The sequence below is a fragment of the Streptomyces sp. TN58 genome, assembly GCF_001941845.1.
Classification (GTDB): Bacteria; Actinomycetota; Actinomycetes; order Streptomycetales; family Streptomycetaceae; genus Streptomyces.
In genome coordinates, this window is record NZ_CP018870.1 from 5,064,686 (window position 1) to 5,082,727 (window position 18,042).

10 protein-coding genes are annotated in these 18,042 nt (G+C 71.3%); 4 read left to right on the forward strand and 6 right to left on the reverse strand.

The genetic code is table 11. The features are described from left to right. The first annotated feature begins 20 nt into the window (after positions 1–20). A complete protein-coding gene (gene trxA, locus BSL84_RS23235) occupies positions 21–374 on the forward strand; it encodes a thioredoxin (protein ID WP_075971043.1) in 354 nt (117 codons plus the stop codon). Here trxA and glgB read toward each other — a convergent pair. The 4 genes from glgB to BSL84_RS23255 all read right to left on the reverse strand — a co-directional run bounded on the left by glgB (position 364) and on the right by BSL84_RS23255 (position 8,101). Next, positions 364–2,652, reverse strand: coding sequence for a 1,4-alpha-glucan branching enzyme (glgB, locus tag BSL84_RS23240; protein WP_075971044.1), 2,289 nt, complete (start codon positions 2,650–2,652; stop codon positions 364–366). The genes trxA and glgB overlap by 11 nt on opposite strands. Continuing rightward, positions 2,649–4,091 (reverse strand): maltokinase N-terminal cap-like domain-containing protein, encoded by a 1,443-nt coding sequence (locus BSL84_RS23245; RefSeq protein ID WP_075971045.1) that lies wholly within the window; start codon positions 4,089–4,091, stop codon positions 2,649–2,651. The genes glgB and BSL84_RS23245 overlap by 4 nt, the downstream gene beginning before the upstream one ends. 300 nt (positions 4,092–4,391) lie before the next feature. Next, a complete protein-coding gene (gene treS, locus BSL84_RS23250; protein ID WP_030026068.1) occupies positions 4,392–6,110 on the reverse strand; it encodes a maltose alpha-D-glucosyltransferase in 1,719 nt (572 codons plus the stop codon). Further along, positions 6,107–8,101, reverse strand: coding sequence for an alpha-1,4-glucan--maltose-1-phosphate maltosyltransferase (locus tag BSL84_RS23255; RefSeq protein WP_045321225.1), 1,995 nt, complete (start codon positions 8,099–8,101; stop codon positions 6,107–6,109). The genes treS and BSL84_RS23255 overlap by 4 nt, the downstream gene beginning before the upstream one ends. A gap of 625 nt (positions 8,102–8,726) precedes the next feature. Here BSL84_RS23255 and glgP point away from each other — a divergent pair. Further along, positions 8,727–11,363, forward strand: coding sequence for an alpha-glucan family phosphorylase (glgP, locus tag BSL84_RS23260; protein WP_075971046.1), 2,637 nt, complete (start codon positions 8,727–8,729; stop codon positions 11,361–11,363). Positions 11,364–11,490: 127 nt separating this feature from the next. Here the strand turns inward: glgP and BSL84_RS23265 are convergent, their stop codons facing one another. After that, on the reverse strand, positions 11,491–13,758 hold the full coding sequence (locus BSL84_RS23265) for a M4 family metallopeptidase (protein WP_075971047.1): 2,268 nt from the start codon (positions 13,756–13,758) through the stop codon (positions 11,491–11,493). Between the two features lie 381 nt (positions 13,759–14,139). Between BSL84_RS23265 and BSL84_RS23270 the strand changes: the two genes are divergently transcribed. Then, positions 14,140–15,615 carry a sugar transferase gene (locus BSL84_RS23270; protein ID WP_079273271.1) on the forward strand — a complete coding sequence of 492 codons (1,476 nt, stop codon included), beginning with the start codon at positions 14,140–14,142 and terminating at the stop codon, positions 15,613–15,615. Between the two features lie 21 nt (positions 15,616–15,636). Here BSL84_RS23270 and BSL84_RS23275 read toward each other — a convergent pair whose 3' ends face one another. Beyond that, positions 15,637–16,581 (reverse strand): GDP-L-fucose synthase family protein, encoded by a 945-nt coding sequence (locus BSL84_RS23275; protein WP_075971049.1) that lies wholly within the window; start codon positions 16,579–16,581, stop codon positions 15,637–15,639. Positions 16,582–16,946: 365 nt separating this feature from the next. Between BSL84_RS23275 and gmd the strand changes: the two genes are divergently transcribed. Further along, a complete protein-coding gene (gene gmd / locus BSL84_RS23280; RefSeq protein WP_030026059.1) occupies positions 16,947–17,960 on the forward strand; it encodes a GDP-mannose 4,6-dehydratase in 1,014 nt (337 codons plus the stop codon). The last annotated feature ends 82 nt before the right edge of the window (positions 17,961–18,042 follow it).

Here is an 18,042-nt window from a genome sequence, read left to right on the forward strand (position 1 = left end):
CGGCAGAAGGAGAGAACGACATGGCGCACACCCACGCGGTGGCCGAGGTGACCGACGCGGACTTCGCGGCCGAGGTACTCGCCGAGCGCGGCAGGCCCGTCCTCGTCGAGTTCACGGCGCAGTGGTGCGGCCCCTGCCGCCAGCTCGCCCCGGTGCTGTCCGCGATCGCCGCCGAGGAGTCCCACCGCCTGAAGGTCGTGCAGATCGACGCGGACCGCAACCCCGCGACCGTGACCCGGTACGGGGTGCTGTCCATGCCGACCCTGCTCGTCTTCCGCGACGGCGAACCCGTCCGCCAGATGGTCGGCGCCCGGCCCAAGCGCCGCCTCCTCCAGGAACTGGAGGACCAGCTCGCCCCGGCGCCTACGGCCTGAGCCAGATCGTCGCCAGCGGCGGCAGCGTCAGCCGCAGGCTGGCCGGGCGGCCCTGCGCCGGCACCGGCTCGGACCGCAGCGGCTGCCCGTGGTGCACTCCGCTGCCGCCGTAAACCTCCCGGTCGGTGTTGAGGACCTCACGCCACTGCGGCACCTCCTCCGGCACTCCGATCCGGTAGCCGTGCCGGACCACGGGCGAGAAGTTCGACACCGCCAGGAGCTGGGAGCCGTCCTGCGCGTACCGCAGGAAGGCGAAGACGTTGTCCTCCGCCGCGTCCGCCTCCACCCAGGCGAAGCCCTCCGGCACGGTGTCGCGCTCCCACAGCGCCGGAGTCGCCGCGTAGGCGCGGTTCAGGTCGCGCACCAGGTCGCGCACGCCCCGGTGGTCGCCGGCCGCCGGGTAGGAGGAGTCGAGCAGCCACCAGTCCGGCCCGTGGCTCTCCGACCACTCCGATCCCTGCGCGAACTCCTGCCCCATGAACAGCAGCTGCTTGCCCGGGTGGGCCCACATGAAGCCCAGGTACGCCCGGTGCGAGGCCCGCTGCTGCCACCAGTCGCCACCCGGGATCTTCGACACCAGCGCGCGCTTGCCGTGCACCACCTCGTCGTGCGAGATCGGCAGCACGTAGTTCTCGCTGAAGGCGTAGATCATCCCGAAGGTCATGTCGTGGTGGTGGTACTTGCGGTGCACCGGCTCCTTCGACATGTAGCGCAGGGTGTCGTGCATCCAGCCCATGTTCCACTTCAGACCGAAGCCCAGCCCGCCGCCGTCCGTCGGCCGGGTGACGCCGTTCCAGGCGGTGGACTCCTCCGCGATGGTCACCACCCCCGGGCAGCGCCGGTACACGGTGGCGTTCATCTCCTGCAGGAACGACACCGCGTCCAGGTTCTCCCGGCCGCCGTGCTCGTTGGGCGCCCACTCGCCCTCACCCCGCGAGTAGTCCAGGTAGAGCATCGAGGCCACCGCGTCCACGCGCAGCCCGTCCACGTGGAACTCCTCGCACCAGTACACGGCGTTGGCGACGAGGAAGTTGCGGACCTCCTTGCGCCCGTAGTCGAACTCCAGCGTCCCCCAGTCCGGATGCGCGGCCCGCCGCGGGTCATGGTGCTCGTACAGCGGCCGCCCGTCGAACTCCGCGAGCGCCCACTCGTCCCGCGGGAAGTGCGCCGGCACCCAGTCGACGATCACGCCGATCCCGGCCCGGTGCAGCGAGTCCACCAGGAAGCGGAAGTCGTCCGGCGTGCCCATCCGCGAGGTCGGCGCGTAGAAGCCGGTCACCTGGTAACCCCACGAGCCACCGAAGGGGTGCTCGGCGACCGGCATCATCTCCACGTGCGTGAAGCCCAGCTCCTTGACGTACGCGGGGAGCTGCTCGGCGAGCTGCCGGTAGGAGAGCCCCGGACGCCAGGAGGCCAGGTGCACCTCGTAGACCGAGAAGGGAGCCTGGTGCACGGGCCGGGCGCCGCGCCGCTCCATCCACTCCGCGTCCTGCCACTCGTACTCCGACGCCGTGACCACCGAGGCGGTCGCCGGCGGGACCTCCGCCGCCCGGGCCATCGGGTCGGCGCGCAGCGTGTGGCTGCCGTCCGGACGCGCGATGTCGTACTTGTAGAGCGTGCCGGCGCCCACCCCCGGCAGGAACAGCTCCCAGACGCCGCTCGCGCCGAGCGAGCGCATCGGATGGGCGACGGCGTCCCAGTACGAGAAGTCCCCGGTGACCCGCACCCCCTGCGCGTTGGGCGCCCACACCGTGAACCGGGTGCCCGCCACGCCCTGGTGCTCCATCGGCTGCGCGCCGAGCGCCGTCCACAGCTGCTCGTGGCGGCCCTCGCCGATCAGGTGCAGGTCCAGCTCGCCGAGGGCGGGCAGGAACCGGTAGGGGTCGTGGACCTCGATCTCGGTGCCCTCGTACGCCACCAGCAGCCGGTAGTCCGGCACCGCGGTCAGCGGCAGCAGCCCGGAGAACAGCCCGTCGCCGTCGTCGTGGAGCTCGGCCCGCAGCCCCTTGGCGATGACCGTGACCGCCTTGGCGTGGGGGCGCAGCGCCCGGAAGGCCACCCCGCCGCGCTGGGTGCGCGCGCCCAGCACCGCGTGCGGGTCGTGGTGGCGGCCCTCCAGCAGCCGGGCCCGTTCCCCGGCGCCCAGTGCCGGAGCGGGCCGGACCCCGTGCGCGGGGGCGGCACGGCGGGCCCGGGGGGTACGGGGCTTCTCGGCCGCCGCCGGGGCGGCTGCGGCATCGTCGCGGACGGTCGGTGACGGCTGTCGTGCGGCGCTCACGCGAGCGGCCTCCTCGGGGGCTTCGGGTGCGGGTGCGGATGGGGGGAGAGGGCGGGCGGGGTCGGCGGCATGCGGTGGGCGGGCCGCGCGGGCTCCGAGAGCCGCCGGATCGCGGCCATCGGGACGTGCAGCCAGTCGGGACGGTGCCGGGACTCGTAACGGGCCTCGTACACCGCCTTGTCGGTCTCGTACGCCCGCAGCAGTACGGGATCCTCGCGCGGGTCACGGCCGGTGGTACGGGCGTAGCCCTCGCAGAAGGCCGCCCGGCAGTCGTCCGCCCAGGCGGGGGCGAACGGCCGGTGCGAGCGGGCGGCGTAGTCGAAGGAGCGCAGTATCCCGGCGATGTCGCGCACCGCCGGTTCGGGACGGCGCCGGTCGGCCAGCGGCCGGGCCGGCTCGCCCTCGAAGTCGATCAACGACCAGCTGCCGTCGAGGGTGCGCAGGGTCTGACCCAGATGGAGGTCGCCGTGGATGCGCTGGGCCGCCACGCCCGTCCCGCGGGAGGCGGCCAGCGCGTCGAAGGCACCCCGCAGCCCGGCCTCGTAGGGCCGCAGCGCCGCCACCTCCCGGGCGGTGGCCGCCAGCCGCGCCGTCATCCCGGCGGCCAGCCGGGCGGTCTGCTCCGGGTCGAGCGCGACGGTGGGCAGGGCCGAGGCGAGCGCGCTGTGCACCTCGGCGGTGGCCCGGCCGAGCGCGTGCGCCTCGGCGGTGAAGTCCTCACCGGCGCCGAGCCGGCGCAGCGCGAGCTGCCAGCCGTCGTCGGAGCCGCGCAGGTACGGCTGGAGCACCCCCAGGGTCAGCGGTTCACCGCCGGGCGGCTCGGCCTCGTACCAGGCGACCGGCGCCGGCACCCGGGTGCAGCCGGCGGCGGCCAGCGCCCGGGGCAGTTCGAGGTCCGGGTTGACGCCGGGGCCGACCCGGCGGAAGACCTTCAGGATGAACGAATCTCCGTAGATCAGGGACGAGTTCGTCTGCTCCCCGGACAGCGGCCGGGGAGTGAGTCCTGCCGGGATGGGCGTGGCGGGGTCCCGGTCGAAGCGCAGCGGCCCGAGCGCGCCGGGGGAGCGCAGCCTCTCCAACAGCATCGCCGCGAGCCGCGGGTCGCCCAGCGCCTCGTAGACCGCCCGGCCGGCGTACGGCCCCTCCTCGGCGTGCCCGATCAGGGTCGGTGCGAGTGCGGGCGGCAGGGACGGGCGGATGCCCAGCAGCAGCTGGTAGCAGTCCCCGTCCACGTCGAGGAGCACGTGCAGCAGTCCCGGGGTGGAGCCGGGGGGCAGCAGGTCGGCCGCCGAGACGGTCGTGAGTCTGCTGATGGCCCGCCCCTTGCCCGCGAACCAGCGCTGTGCGGGCAGCCAGGCCCGCAGCATCGGTTCCAGCGGGGCGATCCCGGCGGCCCGGTCGGCAGTGAGCCGGCTCCGGGCGGATGCAGCCTCCGACATGGCGTCGCGTCCTTTCCCCGGGCCGTCACAGAATGCGCAGAGTGTCCCGGATGCGCGGCAGTTGCTTCTCCGGCATGTGCGAGTGTCGGGTCAGGATGATCCGTACAGGGGCGGGCGATTGACCCATTCGAGCCGCCCGCCCCTCTTTTGCGGGCTCGGTTCGCCTCCGGGGCGCCGTTTTGCCTGGCTCACAGGCCCCTACGTGCTCGGAATCGCTCGTACCTCGCGATTCCTCCGCGCGTTCGGACCTGTTCCCCAGGCGCGCCCCTTCGACTCACTCGCCCGTGAACCGCCGTGCGGCTACTTCACGCGGCGGTCTCCGCGCTGTTCGGCACGCAGCCGGAACCAGTAGAAGCCGTGCCCCGCCAGGGTCAGCAGGTAGGGCCACTCGCCGATCGGCGGGAAGCGCACGTCACCGGTGAGCTCCACCGGAACCCGCCCGTTGAACGACTGCAGTTCCAGCTCGGTGGGCTGCGCGAAGCGCGAGAAGTTGTGCACGCACAGCACCAGGTCGTCGCCGTACTCGCGCAGGAACGCGAGCACCGCCGGGTTGGACGACTGCAGTTCGGTGTACGAGCCGAGGCCGAAGGCCGGGTTCGCCTTGCGGATCTCGATCAGCCGGCGGGTCCAGTGCAGCAGCGAGGAGGGCGACGCCATGGCCGCCTCGACGTTGGTGACCTGGTACCCGTGGACCGGGTCCATGATGACCGGCAGGTTCAGCCTGCCCGGATCGCACGAGGAGAAACCGGCGTTGCGGTCCGGGGTCCACTGCATGGGGGTGCGGACGCCGTCGCGGTCGCCCAGCCAGATGTTGTCGCCCATGCCGATCTCGTCGCCGTAGTAGAGGACCGGCGAGCCGGGCAGCGACAGCAGCAGGGCCGTGAACAGCTCCATCTGGTTGCGGTCGTTGTCCAGGAGCGGGGCGAGGCGGCGCCGGATGCCGATGTTGGCCCGCATCCGCGGGTCCTTGGCGTACTCGGCGTACATGTAGTCGCGCTCTTCGTCCGTGACCATTTCGAGGGTGAGCTCGTCGTGGTTGCGCAGGAAGATGCCCCACTGGCAGTTCTTCGGGATGGCCGGGGTCTTGGCCAGGATCTCGGAGACCGGGTAGCGCGACTCTCTTCGCACCGCCATGAAGATGCGCGGCATGACGGGGAAGTGGAAGGCCATGTGGCACTCGTCGCCGCCCTTGGCGAAGTCCCCGAAGTAGTCGACGACGTCCTCGGGCCACTGGTTCGCCTCGGCGAGCAGCACCGTGTCCGGGTAGTGGGCGTCGATCTCGGCCCGGACCCTCTTCAGCAGCTGGTGGGTGCGCGGGAGGTTCTCGCAGTTGGTGCCCTCCTCGGCGTACAGGTAGGGCACGGCGTCGAGGCGGAAGCCGTCGATGCCGAGGTCCAGCCAGAACCGCAGGGCGGAGATGATCTCCTCCTGGACGGCCGGGTTCTCGAAGTTGAGGTCCGGCTGGTGGGAGAAGAAGCGGTGCCAGTAGTACTGCTTGCGGACCGGGTCGTACGTCCAGTTCGAGGTCTCGGTGTCGACGAAGATGATCCGGGCGTCCTGGTACTGCTTGTCGTTGTCGGCCCACATGTAGTAGTCGCCGTACGGACCCTCCGGGTCCTTGCGCGACTGCTGGAACCACTCGTGCTGGTCGCTGGTGTGGTTCATGACGAAGTCGATGATCACCCGCATGCCGCGGGTGTGCGCGGCGTCCACGAACTCCACGAAGTCGGCGAGGTCGCCGAACTCGGGCAACACCGAGGTGTAGTCGGAGACGTCGTAGCCCCCGTCGCGCAGGGGGGAGGCGAAGAACGGCGGCAGCCACAGGCAGTCGACGCCGAGCCACTGGAGGTAGTCCAGTTTGGCGGTGAGGCCCTTGAGGTCCCCGACGCCGTCGCCGTTGCTGTCGTGGAAGGAGCGGACGAGGACCTCGTAGAAGACGGCCCGCTTGAACCAGTCGGGATCGCGGTCCTTGGCGGGGGTGTCCTCGAAGGTGTCGTGGACGGGGTCGTTGATCATCATGTGGTGGGTGACCCTCCGGTGGGCGGGGACGGTCGCAGAGCGGCCAGAACGTGCGCGGGCGTGCGGCCCGGCTCTAGGCGCACGTAGTTCGCCCTGCCCCAGTGATAGGTCTCGCCGGTGAGCTCGTCGCGCACCGCGAGGGACCCGTGCCAGTCGAGGCCGAGTACCGGCATGTCCAACGAGACCGTCGCCTCCTGGGTGTGGTGCGGATCGAGGTTGACGACCACCAGTACGGAATTGGCGCCCGCGTGCTTCGAATAGGCGATCACCTGTTCGTTGTCGGTCGAGTGGAAGTGGATGTCCCGCAGCTGCTGGAGTGCGGGATTGCGCCGGCGCAGCCGGTTCAGGGCGGTGATCAGCGGGGCGATGGTGCGGCCCTCGCGGTCGGCGGCGGCCCAGTCCCGCGGCCGGAACTCGTACTTCTCGGAGTTCAGGTACTCCTCGCTGCCCTCACGCACCGGGGTGTTCTCGCACAGCTCGTAGCCGGAGTAGATCCCCCAGGTGGGCGACATGGTGGCGGCGAGGACGGCACGGACCTCGAAGGCGGGACGGCCGCCCTTCTGCAGGTACTCGTGGAGGATGTCGGGCGTGTTGACGAAGAAGTTCGGCCGCATCACCGAGGCGGACGCGGTGGACGACAGCTCGGTCAGGTACTCCGTCAGCTCGGCCTTCGTGTTGCGCCAGGTGAAGTACGTGTACGACTGCTGGAAGCCGACGGAGGCGAGCGCGCGCATCATCGCCGGCCGGGTGAAGGCCTCCGCCAGGAAGATCACGTCCGGGTCGGACTTGTTGATGTCCGCGATCACCTTCTGCCAGAAGACCACCGGCTTGGTGTGCGGATTGTCGACCCGGAAGATGCGCACCCCGTGGTCCATCCAGTGCCGCAGGATCCGGCAGGTCTCCTCGACGATGCCGGCCATGTCGGTGTCGAAGTGGACCGGGTAGATGTCCTGGTACTTCTTCGGCGGGTTCTCGGCGTACGCGATCGTCCCGTCGGCGCGGTGGCGGAACCACTCCGGGTGCTTCTCCACCCACGGGTGGTCGGGGGAGCACTGGAGGGCGAAGTCCAGCGCGATCTCCAGCTGCAGGTCGCGGGCGCGCGCGACGAAGGCGTCGAAGTCCTCGATGGTGCCCAGCTCCGGGTGGACCGCCTCGTGCCCGCCCTCGGTGGACCCGATGGCCCACGGCACACCCGGATCCCAACTCCCCGCGGAGAGCGTGTTGTTCGGACCCTTGCGGTAGGTGCTGCCGATCGGGTGGATGGGCGGCAGGTACACCACGTCGAAGCCCATCGCGGCGATCGCGGGCAGCCGCTCGGCGGCGGTCCGGAAGGTGCCGCTGACCGGGGCCTCGCCGGGCTCCAGCACCGCTCCCTCGGAGCGCGGGAACATCTCGTACCAGGAGCCGAAGAGGGCCCGCCTGCGCTCGACGACCACGGGCAGCGGCTTGGAGGCGGTGACCAGCTCCCGCAGCGGGCGCCGGGCCAGTGCGGCGGACACGGCGGGGGCGAGAGCGGCCTCGTACCGGTCGGCGGCCGGCCGGTCCTCGTCCCGCATGATCTCGGCGGCGGCCATGACGGCCTCGCGGCCGTCGCGCTTGGGGATCCGGGCCCCGGCCCGCTCGTAGAGCTCCGCACCCTCCAGCAGCACCAGCCCGGTGTCGATCCCGGCGGGGATCTTGATCGCGGCATGGGCCCGCCAGGTGCCCAACGGGTCGCTCCACGCCTCGACGGTGTACGTCCACCTCCCCTCGGCGTCGGTGGACACCCGGGCACCCCACCGGTCGGTGCCGGGAGCGAGCTCGCGCATCGGCACAGGGGGCCGCAGCCGCCCCTTCGGATCACGCAGGACGACGTGGGCGGAGAGGGCGTCGTGTCCTTCGCGGAACACGGTGGCGGAGATCTCGAAGACCTCGTCCACGACCGCCTTGGCGGGTCTGGCGCCGCAGTCGACGGCGGGGCGGACGTCCAGCACGGGAATGCGACCGATCATGATGGGATCACCTGGGGGCAGTTCGCAGGGCTCGGTGACAACAGTCCAGCCGGTGTCACGACTGGTAGTGCACGCTCTGTTCGCTCTGTTTCTAGCCGCTCAAGAGACGGCTGGGCTGCGGGCATGGCCGCTCCTGTCCGCGTTCACTCGGGTGGCGGGGAGAGGGTTTGTGGGCGGGCGCGCCGGGGGTGTACGACGTGTACCCGGGGAGCCCTTCCCACTCTCCTCCCGCCCAATCCGCGCACTTGGTTAACTACTCGTACGTAGTCGCACGGGCAACACCAAGCCTCCGCTCGACATCCGGCCGGGCTCCGTCAAGTCGGCTGGGACTAGGTGACCTAGAAGCCCGAATCACCGGTCACACCGGCCTCCGGAGCCCCGCGAGAACCACCCGCGCGGGGGTACGGCAGACGACCGCTCACCCCGTCGCGGGGCGGGAGTGACCGCTGGTGCAGGGGGGCTTGGGAGATCTGGCCGAAGATGATCCCCCGGGGGCGTGCCGGGCAGGTTTCGCGGGAAGGAGCGCCCCGCCGGCCGTCACCGCACTAGCCTTCCCGGGGTGATGCGCGGGTGCACAGCGTGGTGCGGCCGCTCCGATCCGCAATCCCCTGCGAAGGTGGAACGTGTGAAGGCTATCCGTCGATTCACCGTGCGCCCCGTCCTCCCGGAACCCCTGCTGCCACTGACCGATCTCGCGCGCAACCTGCGCTGGTCGTGGCATGCCGAGACCCGCGAACTCTTCCAATCCGTCGACCCCGAGGGCTGGCAGGCCGCCTGCGGGGATCCCGTCCGGCTGCTCGGCACGGTCTCCGCCGCCAGGCTTGAGGCACTGGCCGCGGACCGCCGCTTCCTGCGGCGCCTGGCCGTCGCCGCCGCCGACCTCGATGACTACGTCAACGGCGGGAGGTGGTACCAGAGCCAGGAGAACGGCGCGGAACTGCCCACCGCCATCGCCTACTTCTCCCCCGAATTCGGGATCACCGCCGCCCTGCCCCAGTACTCCGGCGGCCTCGGCATCCTCGCCGGGGACCACCTCAAGGCCGCCAGCGACCTCGGGGTCCCGCTCATCGGCGTGGGACTCCTCTACCGGCACGGCTACTTCCGCCAGTCGCTCTCCCGCGACGGCTGGCAGCAGGAGCACTATCCCGTCCTCGACCCCAACGAACTCCCGCTCGGCCTGCTCCGCCAGGACGACGGCGCCCCCGCCCGCGTCTCGCTGACCCTGCCCGGCGGCCGCGCCCTGAACGCCCACATCTGGCAGGCGCGCGTCGGGCGCGTACCCCTGCTGCTCCTGGACTCCGACGTCGAGGACAACGACGCCGCGGCCCGCGAGGTGACCGACCGGCTCTACGGCGGCGGCAGCGACCACCGGCTCCTGCAGGAGATGCTGCTCGGCATCGGCGGCGTGCGCGCGGTGCGCGCGTACTGCGGGATCACCGGCCACCCCGAGCCCGAGGTCTTCCACACCAACGAGGGCCACGCCGGATTCCTGGGCCTTGAGCGCATGAGGGAACTGGAGCGGGAGCGCGGCCTCGGCTTCGACGCCGCCGTCGAGGCGGTGCGCGCCGGGACCGTGTTCACCACGCACACGCCCGTCCCGGCGGGCATCGACCGCTTCGAGCGGAGCCTGGTCGCCCGGCACTTCGGCGAGGGCGGCGAGCTGGCCGGCGTACCGGTCGAGCGGATCCTGGAACTGGGCGCCGAGTCCTTCCCCGGCGGCGACCCCGGGGTGTTCAACATGGCGGTGATGGGGCTGCGGCTGGCCCAGCGGGCCAACGGCGTGTCCACCCTGCACGGCGCGGTCAGCCGGGAGATGTTCGCCGGGCTGTGGCCCGGCTTCGACCCGGCCGACGTGCCCATCACCTCCGTGACCAACGGCGTGCACGCCCCGACCTGGGTGGCCCCCGAGGTCGTCCGGCTCGGCGCCCGCCAGATCGGCGCGGGCCGCACCGAGGACGCCCTGTCGGTCGGCGGGTCCCGGCGCTGGGACGCGGTCGCCGAGATCCCCGACCAGGACGTGTGGGACGTGCGGCGGGTGCTGCGCGAGCAGCTGGTGCAGGAGGTACGGGACCGGCTGCGGGCCTCCTGGCTCCAGCGCGGGGCCGCCGCCGCCGAACTGGGCTGGGTGGACTCCGTACTCGACCCGGACGTGCTGACCATCGGCTTCGCCCGGCGCGTGCCCTCGTACAAACGGCTGACGCTGATGCTGCGCGACCCGGACCGGCTGCGCAGGCTGCTGCTGGACCCGGAGCGGCCCGTGCAGATCGTCGTGGCGGGCAAGGCGCACCCGGCCGACGACGGCGGGAAGCGGCTCGTGCAGGAGCTGGTGCGCTTCGCGGACGACCCGCGGGTGCGCCACCGCATCGTCTTCCTGCCCGACTACGGCATGGCCATGGCACAGAAGCTCTACCCGGGCTGCGACGTCTGGCTGAACAACCCGCTGCGCCCGCTGGAGGCGTGCGGCACGAGCGGGATGAAGGCCGCGCTGAACGGCTGCCTCAACCTCTCCGTCCTGGACGGCTGGTGGGACGAGTGGTTCGAGCCGGACTTCGGCTGGGCCATCCCCACCGCCGACGGGCTCGGCGCGGACGAGGACCGCCGCGACCACCTGGAGGCGAACGCCCTCTACGAGTTGATCGAGGGGCGGGTCGCGCCCCGGTTCTACGACCGGGCGGGGCGCGCCGGACTCCCGGTGCGGTGGATCGAGATGGTCCGGCGCACACTGGTGTCGCTGGGGCCGAAGGTCCTGGCCGGACGGATGGTGCGCGAGTACGTGGAGCGGCTGTACGCGCCGGCCGCGCTCGCCCACCGCGCCCTGACCGCCGACGCGGCGCGGGACCTCGCCTGGTGGAAGGGCCGGGTCCGTGCGGCGTGGCCGCGGGTCGGCGTCGAGCACGTGGAGGCGCTGGCCGCGGCTCCCGTGAACGGCACCGCCGAGCTGGGGGCCACCCTCACGCTGCGCGTGCAGGTGTCCCTGGACTCCCTCGCGCCCGAGGACGTGGAGGTGCAGGCGGTCGCGGGCCGGGTCGACCCGCAGGACGTGATCCGGGACGCGCGGACCTTCCCGCTCAAGCCGTCCGCCGGTCCCGACATGGAGGGCCGCTGGGTGTACGAGGGGCCGCTCGCGCTCGACCGCACGGGACCGTTCGGCTACACGGTCCGCATCCTGCCGACGCATCCGCTGCTGGCGACCCCGGCCGAACTGGGCCTGGTCGCGGCTCCGGCGGCCGCGGAGGGCGGCGGCGGGGTACTGCTGCGCTAGTCCGTCCATGGGACAGGGCCGCCCGGGGAGGTCTTCTCCCGGGCGGCCCCGTGTCTGTTCAGCTGTTCAGCTGACCATCGGTTTTCGCTTCATCTGCTTCGGCTGTGGCCCGTGCTGCCCCGAGGGGTCAGAAGGTGAGCTTCCAGCTGTTGATGTAGCCGGTGTCCAGGTAGGCCGCGTCCCTGACGCGGAGCTTCCAGGTGCCGCTCGCGACCTCGGAGGAGGCGTTCACCGTGAAGGTCTGGACGATGTTGTCCGCGCTGCCGCCGCTGCGGTTGCGCAGGTTGTACACGCTGCCGTCGGGGGCGACCAGGTCGACGACCAGGTCACCGACGTAGGTGTGGACGATGTTGACGTCCACCTTCAGCGTGCTCGGGGCGTTGCCCGAGCGGGTCACGTTGATCGGGGACTCGACCGTGGCGTTGTCCTTGATCTGGTAGTCGGCCGTGTTCTCGAAGACGTTCTGCTGGCCGGTGCCGACGGTCCAGGTGAAGGACGCCGTGCCGGTCTTGCTCTGCGAGTCGGTCACGGTGACGGTCACGTTGGACGTGCCCGCGGTGGTGGCCGTACCGGAGATCAGACCGGTCGAGGAGTTGATCGACAGGCCGGCCGGCAGGCCGGTCGCCGCGTAGCTCAGCGCACCCGGGTTGGTGCTGGTGGCCTGGACCTGCAGGCTCACGGCGGTGTTGATCTGCGTGTTCTGATTGGCGATCGGGGTGACCGAGACGCCGCTGACGATGCGCGGGCCGACGTTGATGGCCGCCCAGGCGTTCGCCGCGTTGTTGTAGGTGGTCGAGCCGGCGCCGTACAGGTCGGCCGCCGCCTGCAGGGTCGCCGTACGGGCGGCCGCGTAGTTGGTGTTCGACTTGAACAGGCCGGTGGTCAGCGCGCGGAACCAGATCTTCGAGGCGGCGTCGCGGCCGATCGCCGTGACCGGGAGGCCGTCGGAGGTCGGCGAGTCGTAGCTCACGCCGTTGACGACCTTGGCGCCGGAGCCCTCGGAGGCCAGGTAGTACCAGTGGTTGGCCGGGCCCGAGGAGTAGTGCACGTCGATCGAGCCGATGCCCGAGTACCAGGCGTCCTTGGACGCGCCGTCCTTGCTCGGCTTGTCCATGTAGCGCAGCGGGGTGCCGTCGCCGTTGATGTCGATCTTCTCGCCGACCAGGTAGTCGCCGACGTCCTGGGCGTTGTTGGCGTAGAACTCGACCGCGGCCGCCATGATGTCGGAGGTGGCCTCGTTCAGACCGCCGGGCTCACCGCTGTAGGTCATGTTGCCGGTGACCGAGGTCAGACCGTGGGTCATCTCGTGCGCGGCCACGTCGGTGGAGGTGAGGGGCTTGCTGTTGCCCTCGCCGTCGCCGTACGTCATGCAGAAGCAGGAGTCCTGCCAGAAGGCGTTCACGTAGTTGTTGCCGTAGTGGACCCGGCTGTACGGGGCGACGCCGTCGTTGCGCAGACCGTTGCGGCCGTGCACGTTCTTGAAGTAGTCCCACGTGACCGCGGCGCCGTAGTGGGCGTCACCGCCGGCCGTCTCCATGTTGGACGGCAGGCCGTTGCCCCAGACATCGTCCGGGCCGGAGAAGAGCGTGCCGGTGCCGGAGGATCCGCGGTTGAGGTTGTAGGTCTTGTGGTTGCCGCGCGCGGCGTCGGTCAGGTTCCAGCTGCTGCCCGACTGCGTGGTCCCCAGGGTCACCTGGCCGCTGTACATCGTGTTGCCGGTGCCGGTCTCGACGGCCTGCCACTCGGTGATCTTGGCGCCGGTCTTGGCGTCGGTCACCACGTGCAGCTCGTTCGGAGTGCCGTCGTGCTGGAGTCCGCCGACGACCGTCTCGAACGCGAGCCGCGGAGCGCCCTCGGCCGCCCAGATCACCTTGCGGGCGTTCTTGGAGGCCTTGGCCTCCTTGGAGCCCTCGGCGTTGGCGGCGGAGACGGCCTGGCTCTCGGCGGCGGCCGGGGTGACCGAGGCCTCGGTGGTCGCGACCTTGATCTCGTGGTGGGTGGCCTTCGTCACGCTCTTGGTGACGCCGTTCTTGGCGTGAACGGTCAGGTCGCCACCGAGGACGGGCAGGCCGTCGTAGGTCCGCTCGTACGTGGTGTGCGTGGTGCCGTCCGCATCCTGGACGACGTCACGGACGATGAGCTTCTCGCCACTGCCGAGGCCGAGCGCCTTGGCGGCCTGCGCGGTGGTCGAGTTGGCCTCGGCGAGGAGCGTCGCACGCTCCGATGCGCTGAGTACGCGGTTGGCCGCGCCCGGATTGGACTGGGCGGCCTTGGGTGCCTGTGACGCGGTGGCGTCGGCGGTGGCGGTTCCGGTCTGTATACCTACGGCGAGCAGGGCTGCCGCGGCAACGAGCGCGCCCGCCGCGGTGGCACGCCTCTGGGGGGTGGACCTCAACGCAGACTCCTTCTGCAAGGGGGGTTCCGGATGGCTGGGTGGGCCTCCGGGCAGAGCAGGTGCGGTGCGATGAACGGTCGAAGATTGCCACTTGGCGCGTTGGATGTCAGGGCCGCGTCAAAAGGTTGGCCGGAAACGGTTCGTTGTCCGAAGATGCGTATCCGCTATCCGGACCCTTCGCCTTCGCGTGCGCGGAAGGGCGCCCAGGATTCGGAACGTCAGCTACCGGTTGCTAACACTTGCGCAACATGGGGCTCGGTTGACCGAAACGGCGATTACCGCACGGGTGTTTGTCGTACTGTTTGCCGGTGCGGCAGTGTCTGTTGCCAGGGGAAGCCATGGACACTTGCCTTTGTCATAGACCACGTGCCAGGGGGGCCCATGAGGCATGTTCATTTTCCTGCGCAAAGAGTGGCCAGGGCGGCCCATGAGTCCCTGGTGCCCGCACGGCGCCTCGGGGACAAGGCCGGCTGGTACCGACCGGCCGCGATAGCCGCCGACTTCCTCGGCGCAGCCGTCCCCGTCGGACTCGTCTTCGACGCCGCCCAGCAGGTCCGGCCCGTCTACTGCGCGCTGGCCGCCGCCGTGGCGTGGACCGGCATACAGGCGTTGCGCCGCCGGTACGCCACCCGGGCCCTCGGAGAGTCCCGCGGAGTGCTGCCGGTCCTCCACGACTGGCTGATTCTGATCGGCGTCCTGGCCGTGGCGCGCGTGGTGACCGAGGAGGACACGCCCCGGCTGTCCGCCCTCGGAGCCCTGCTGCCCGCCCTGCTGATCACGATCGCCTGCCACAAGCTGACCTACCGTCACCTCTCGGCCGCCCGCCGCGAGGCCCAGGCCGTGAGCCGCGTACTCGTCATAGGGGAACCCGACGCGGCCGAGGACGTCATCGCGCACCTCGCCGCCCGCACCGACCACCCGTACGTGGTCGTCGGCGTCGTCCCCGTCGGCACGGGCCCGCTCGCCAGCGGCGTCCCCGTGGCCGCACGGCTCGGCGCCGACGCCCCCGAGGCCCCCGGCGTCGACTCCGCCGCCGTGCTCGGCGCGGTCCTCAGCCACCACGCCGACCTGGTGCTGGTGGCCCCCGGGGTACGGATCACGGGAGAGCGGCTGCGCCGCATCGCCTGGGCCCTGCACGACGCCCGTCTGGAACTCGCCGTCTTCCCGGGGCTGGTGGAGGTCTCCGTCAAGCGGCTGGAGACCCTGTCCGCCGGCGGACTCGCCGTCCTGCGCGTCGCGCCGCCGGTCAGCCGCGGTGTGCAGACGCTGCTCAAGTCGGCCCTGGACCGGGTGGGCGCCGCCGTCGGGCTGGTGCTGCTCTCCCCGCTCTTCCTCGGGCTCGTGCTCGCCATCCGCCTCGGCTCGCGCGGCCCCGCCTTCTACCGCCAGCGGCGCATCGGCCGCGACGGGGTCCCCTTCGTCATGTGGAAGTTCCGCACGATGGTGGTGGACGCCGACGCCCGCAAGGCCGAACTGGCCGGGGCCAACGAGAACGACGGCCTGATGTTCAAGATGCGGCGCGACCCCCGGGTCACCCGGGTGGGCCGGCTGCTGCGCCGCACCTCCCTGGACGAACTGCCGCAGCTGGTCAACGTACTGCTCGGCGACATGTCGCTGGTCGGCCCGCGTCCGCCGCTGCCGGACGAGGTGGCCCGGTACGACGAGGTCGAGCTGCGCCGGCTGACCGTGCGCCCCGGGATGACGGGACTGTGGCAGATCAGCGGCAGGTCGGACCTGTCCTGGGACGAAACGATCCAGCTGGATCTGCAGTACGTCGACAACTGGTCCTTCACCAGTGACGTCGACGTGATGGGCCGTACGCTCCGCGCCGTCGTCGACGGTCGCGGAGCCTACTGAGGGCCGAGGCCGCCTGTGCGATCAGCTCTGCTCGCGCCACCACGCGTACGTGGAGGCGATGCCCTCCCGCAGCGGGATGCCGGGCTTCCAGCCGAGCGAGGTCAGGCGGCCGACGTCCAGCAGCTTGCGCGGCGTCCCGTCGGGCTTGGAGGTGTCCCAGGCGAGCCGGCCCCGGAAGCCGGTCACTTCGGCGACCGTCTCCGCGAGCTCCCGGATCGTCAGGTCCTCGCCGCAGCCGATGTTGACCGGCTCGTCGCCGTCATAGGTGTTCAGCAACACCGCGCAGGCCGCGGCCAGGTCGTCCACGTGCAGGAACTCCCGCCGCGGGGTGCCGGATCCCCACAGGGTGACCTCCTCGCGGCCCTCGGCGGCGGCCTCGTGGAAGCGCCGGATGAGCGCGGGCAGGACGTGCGAGGACTCCAGGTCGAAGTTGTCCCCCGGCCCGTAGAGGTTCGTCGGCATCGCCGAGATGTAGGAGGCCCCGTACTGCTTGCGGTACGACTGCACCTGGACGATGCCGGCGATCTTCGCGAGGGCGTAGGCCTCGTTGGTCGGCTCCAGCGGGCCGGTCAGCAGGGCGTCCTCGTGGATCGGCTGCGGCGCCAGCTTCGGGTAGATGCAGGACGAACCGAGGAACAGCAGCCGGCCCACGCCGGCGGCGTGGGCGCCGCCGATCACGCTGAGCTGGATCTGCAGGTTCTCCTCCAGGAACTGCACCGGGTACGTGCTGTTGGCCATGATGCCGCCGACCTTGGCGGCGGCCAGCACGACGGCGTCCGGACGGACGTCCTTCAGGTACGCCCCGGTGGCCGCGGCGTCTCGCAGGTCGAGGTCGGCACGGCCCCGGGTGAGCACCTGGTGGCCGTCGGCGGTGAGCCGGCGGGCGACCGCGGACCCCACGAGGCCGCGGTGGCCCGCGACGAAGACACGGGCGTTCGGGGGCAGAAGCGGCAGCGAACTTGTCATACCGCCGATGATGCCAGTCCGCTCGGGCGCGGGTCGCAGTGGTTCACGGCCCGGGGCCGCCCCGCCGGCGCCGCCCCGGAACCGGCAGACCTCACGGCCGAGGCCCGGGAGTCGGCACTCGACGCGGCCGGTGGCGCCGGCTCCGGAACCGCGGCAGCGCCGGGCGGCGTCCGCACCATCAAGCGGCGTGCGCCCCGCAGGGGGTGGGCGCCCAGCGGGGGGTGCGCAGGGCCGGCCGTGTACGGTACGCATCCAGCCCCCGGGCCGCGGCCCGACCGCTCCTCACGCCGTCCCGCAGGGCTCACTCACCCGCCCCGAGGCAACGCCTCACCACGACACACAGCAACCACCAACAAGGGGACCCCATGGGCAAGACCGCACTGATCACCGGAGTCACCGGACAGGACGGCTCGTACCTCGCCGAGCTCCTGCTCTCCAAGGGCTACACGGTGCACGGTCTCGTGCGGCGGTCCTCCAGCTTCAACACTGAGCGGGTCGACCACATCTACCAGGACCCGCAGACCGCGAACCGCTCCTTCGTCCTGCACCACGCCGACCTCTCCGACGGCGTCGCGCTCGTGAACCTGCTCCGCGACATACGCCCCGACGAGGTCTACAACCTCGGCGCGCAGTCCCACGTCCGCGTCTCCTTCGACGCCCCCCTCTACACGGGTGACGTGACCGGCCTCGGCGCGCTGCGGCTGCTGGAGGCCATCCGGGCCAGCGGTGTCGACACCCGTATCTACCAGGCCTCGTCCTCCGAGATGTTCGGGTCCACCCCGCCGCCGCAGAACGAGCAGACCCCCTTCCACCCGCGCAGCCCGTACGGCGCGGCGAAGGTGTTCGCGTACTGGACCACGGTGAACTACCGCGAGGCGTACGACATGTTCGCCGTCAACGGGATCCTCTTCAACCACGAGTCCCCGCGCCGCGGCGAGACCTTCGTGACCCGCAAGATCACCCGCGCGGTCGCCCGCATCAAGGCCGGCCTGCAGGACCACCTCTACCTCGGCAACCTCGACGCGGTGCGCGACTGGGGCTACGCCCCCGAGTACGTCGACGCCATGTGGCGGATGCTGCAGCAGGACGAGCCCACCGACTACGTCGTCGCCACCGGTGTGGCCGCCACGGTCCGCGAGTTCGTCGAGTCGTCCTTCTCGCACGCCGGCCTCGACTGGACCGAGCACGTCCGCTACGACGCCAAGTACGAGCGCCCCAGCGAGGTCGACGCCCTCATCGGCGACGCCTCCAAGGCCCATGACCTGCTTGGCTGGAAGCCGTCCGTCCTGGTCGAGGAACTCGCCCAGATCATGGTGGACGCCGACATTCGCCAGGTGGAGGACCAACTGGCGGGCGTGACGGTCCGTATCGATCGCTGAGGGCTTATATTTCCCCTACGATTTGCCGTGTTCCGGTCATGCAGGCGGTTCTGCGCCAGTGTGGCCGGGGTAAACGTGCCGT